At 55.0% G+C, this 3,190-nt stretch carries 3 protein-coding genes and 1 pseudogene; all 4 read left to right on the plus strand.

Translation table 11 applies throughout. The features are described 5' to 3' along the window. Positions 1-1,256 (plus strand): DUF2345 domain-containing protein (locus NDJ82_RS27315; RefSeq protein ID WP_250926659.1); only part of this gene is annotated, 1,256 nt, incomplete at its 5' end. A gap of 5 nt (positions 1,257-1,261) precedes the next feature. After that, positions 1,262-2,035, plus strand: coding sequence for a hypothetical protein (locus tag NDJ82_RS27320; protein WP_250926660.1), 774 nt, complete (start codon positions 1,262-1,264; stop codon positions 2,033-2,035). Continuing rightward, positions 2,020-2,391, plus strand: coding sequence for a DUF7079 family protein (locus NDJ82_RS27325; RefSeq protein WP_250926661.1), 372 nt, complete (start codon positions 2,020-2,022; stop codon positions 2,389-2,391). Before NDJ82_RS27320 ends, NDJ82_RS27325 begins: the two co-directional genes overlap by 16 nt. 63 nt (positions 2,392-2,454) lie before the next feature. Further along, positions 2,455-3,190: pseudogene (locus tag NDJ82_RS27330) on the plus strand (lipase family protein); the annotation flags it as partial.

Consider the following 3,190-nt stretch of genomic DNA (forward strand, 5'->3'; position numbering starts at 1 on the left):
GCAACGTCCTGCGCACCCCGGCGAACAACAAACTGCGCATGGACGACACGCGGGGGCAGGAGCACGTCAAGCTGAGTACTGAGCACAGTGGCAAGAGCCAGTTGAATCTTGGGCATTTGGTGGATGGCAAGAAGAAAAAGCGCGGGGAGGGGTTTGAGTTGCGCACCGATGGTTGGGGCGCGATTCGGGGGGGCAAGGGGGTGTTTATCAGTGCTGATGAACAGCGACAAGCTCAAGGTAATCAGTTGGATATGGCGGCAGCCATTACACAACTGGAGGGGGCGTTGTCGCTTGCGCGCTCCATGGCACAGGCAGCCAGCAGCGCCGAAGTGAACCCCGCAGACATCGATAGCCAGTTGGGTCTGCAGCAGCGGCTTAAAGGACTCGTACAGCCCTGTGTCCTGCTCCATGCGCCGGCAGGTATTGGCGTGCTCACCCCGAAGGCCCTGTGCCTGTCTTCCGGCGGCGAGAGCGTGGGCATTATGGCGGCACGCAACACCGATATCACCGCTGGTCACGACATAACCGCAGTCGCCGAGGCCAGCGTGAGCGTGTTCGCTCAACGTGGTGAGCTGCAACTCAAAGCAGATAAAGGCAAGGTCGAACTGCATGCTCGGGGCAATAGCCTTCACGCCCTGGCAAAGTCCGACCTCAAAATCGAAAGCGTTGAAGGACGTGTGGAAATCAGTGCGCCAGGGGAGGTAGTGATCAATTGCGGTGGGGCCTATATCCGCCTCAAGGGCGGCGATATCGAGCTGGGTGCGCCCGGCAATATTTACCTCAAGGCCGCCCACGTGCAAAAACTTGGCAGCGCCAGTCTTCAGACGCCGGCATCAGTGTTGCCCACCGGATACGCCGGTGGCTATACCTTGAAAGACGCCACCCAGGCGGCGCTCCGATTCACTCGCTACCGAATAACCACTCAGCAGGGAGAGGTCTTCAGCGGTGTGACTGACAAGGACGGCAAGACCATGAGCGTCCATACCTGGATGCCGGGTAGCTTGAAAATCGAACTGCAGCAGACCGAGAAGTGGATCAGCTTCTGTGCCCCTCCGGGATCAAATTACCAAGGCATGAAATGCACCGCGACGATGGACGATGGCGAGGTCTTGCAGGGTGAGTTCGATCGCGAAAGCAAAGTCAGTTTTTATGCTTTTACGGGTAACTCCTGTGTCGGGTTCAACGTGCAGAACCTGGAACTTCAGGAAGAATTACCCAGCGGCGCAGAACAACTATTAAGCGAATTGGCGGAGTAACCGGTATGGATGCTTTTTATCGGAACTACCTGGCCCGACAAAGCCATCAGATTGATGATGATACGTTGGAGCGTGCTCTTGAGAGTTTTGAGGGGGCGTCGCTCAAATTCTCTTCGGACTTTATAAGTGATGCGAGGCTGCGTGATAACTACAACAGTAATGTCAAGCGGGTAAAAGCCCAGGTGCTGTCGCAAGTAACTGCGGGGAATATCTCAGTAAAGGAGGCCGCTGAGTTTTGCTATGAAGCACGCAATAAAATCATGGCGGAAACTCGGAAGAAAACCTCGGTGCCCGGACGGGCGATTGCCGAAAAAAGAAAGATTGTTTCTCCCGGTTTGGAAAAACTGCTGGATGAAAAAGCCGCCAGGAAGTTCGGCAAGACCTTCGTTGCGCTAAATCCTGAGCAAAAGAATGCCATGTATTACGAGATTGTAGAGTCTTCGGCCAGGCCTAATGCCGGATTCAATACGTTAAACAAAGTGCTGAAGGTGTCAGGCAAGGTGTTGATCGTGGTAACGATCGTTTATGCAACTTACGAAATCGCCAATGCTGAGAATAAGAAGAAAGAGGCTATCAAGCAGGGCATTACGATAAGCGGCGGGGTCGCCGGTACTGCGCTGGCCAGCCTGGCCGTCTCTGCCGTCTGCGGGCCGGGCGCACCGTTTTGTGCAATCGGCTTAATGCTCGCGGGCGGGGCTGCTTCAGGCTGGGTTGCATCGAAACTTGCAGACTCTCTGGATGATGAGATTGAGGAATTTACCCAGTGGCAAATCAACTAGAACAACATCAGCTCTGGTCGGCGCTCTCTAGTTTGTTTGTAGGCAGTGAGGTTGACTATGAGTACGTTGCGAGGATTGCAAAAAACTACTCCATCAGCGACGTGGAGTTTGCTCTGTTTGAGAGAGTGGCGCCGGTATGTATCAGTAACATGTTGGCGCCAGTACCACCGGTGTGGTGGTACTTCGATGAAGAGCAGTTAGTCGCGGATATTGAATGCCTGATCAAGAAGAGAGCCAGGCAGGGGTTGGCGGGTAAATGTTTATCCGCCATGGCCGGCCGTTTGATACGACTTGTCAGCGCCAGCGTCTGGTCTGAACTAAAGGCTGAAATTGAGTCGGCCAAGAGACACGGCTAGAGCCGGTTCAACTCGATCAATCTGATAATGACCTGAAAATATAATTTTTTATTGAGGCATGACATGAACGATCCAATGCACCGTACAGATACCCTTAATCCGTACAAGGATTTCATTGGCGGTGAACAGATAAAGCATTGGATTGAGTTCCAGTTGCTGGACGAGCAGGGCGAGCCCTTGGCAAACCTGCCCTATTACGCGAGGAATGAAGCCACTCGCGAGGGTTTTGTACCCGAGTTTGTTGGCTACAGCGATGCCGAGGGCGTGATTCGCATTGAAGGCCTGCATCCGCTGGCCATTACGCTTCTGATGCAGGCCAACCCGCTGGCCGAGCAACTGAAGAACCGTCGCTTGCGTGCCGAACGTGCCGAGCCGCCCCGGCCGGGTGTTGGAGACTGCACACCGATGTATGGCCCGCAACGTTCGGGCTTCTCGCCCGTCGAGAAGCAGGCGCTCGCTGCCGGGCATGGCTATCACTATTTGCGTATCGGCCAACTCTGCGACAAGTTGCCGACTCTTGACCCGCCTGTGCCAGATCCCGAGCGGCCCCCGGCCTTTCACTTTCCTGATCCAGGCTGGCGCGGCTTCACCGTCAGCGATGAGGAACTGGACCGTCGCCATGTGCTGGAAGTCTGCCCTTTTCGCGCCTGGTCTCTGGTGTTGCATCACCAGCCTGAGTACAGCCTGGTCAATGCCTACAACTTGGGCTTGATGAGTATTTTGTCGTATAGCAATCGGGATGAGCACGAACTGGGTTCCGTGAATCAGTTCTTCGAGCAGCAATGCCTGGATCTGTCGC

The sequence above is a fragment of the Pseudomonas sp. SR18 genome (assembly GCF_023701505.1).
Classification (GTDB): domain Bacteria; phylum Pseudomonadota; class Gammaproteobacteria; order Pseudomonadales; family Pseudomonadaceae; genus Aquipseudomonas; species Aquipseudomonas cyclaminis.

Excerpts from the sequence above, each read along its gene's own strand:
- NDJ82_RS27320 (WP_250926660.1), top strand. The coding sequence starts at position 1,262 with ATGGATGCTTTTTATCGGAACTACCTGGCCCGACAAAGCCATCAGATT.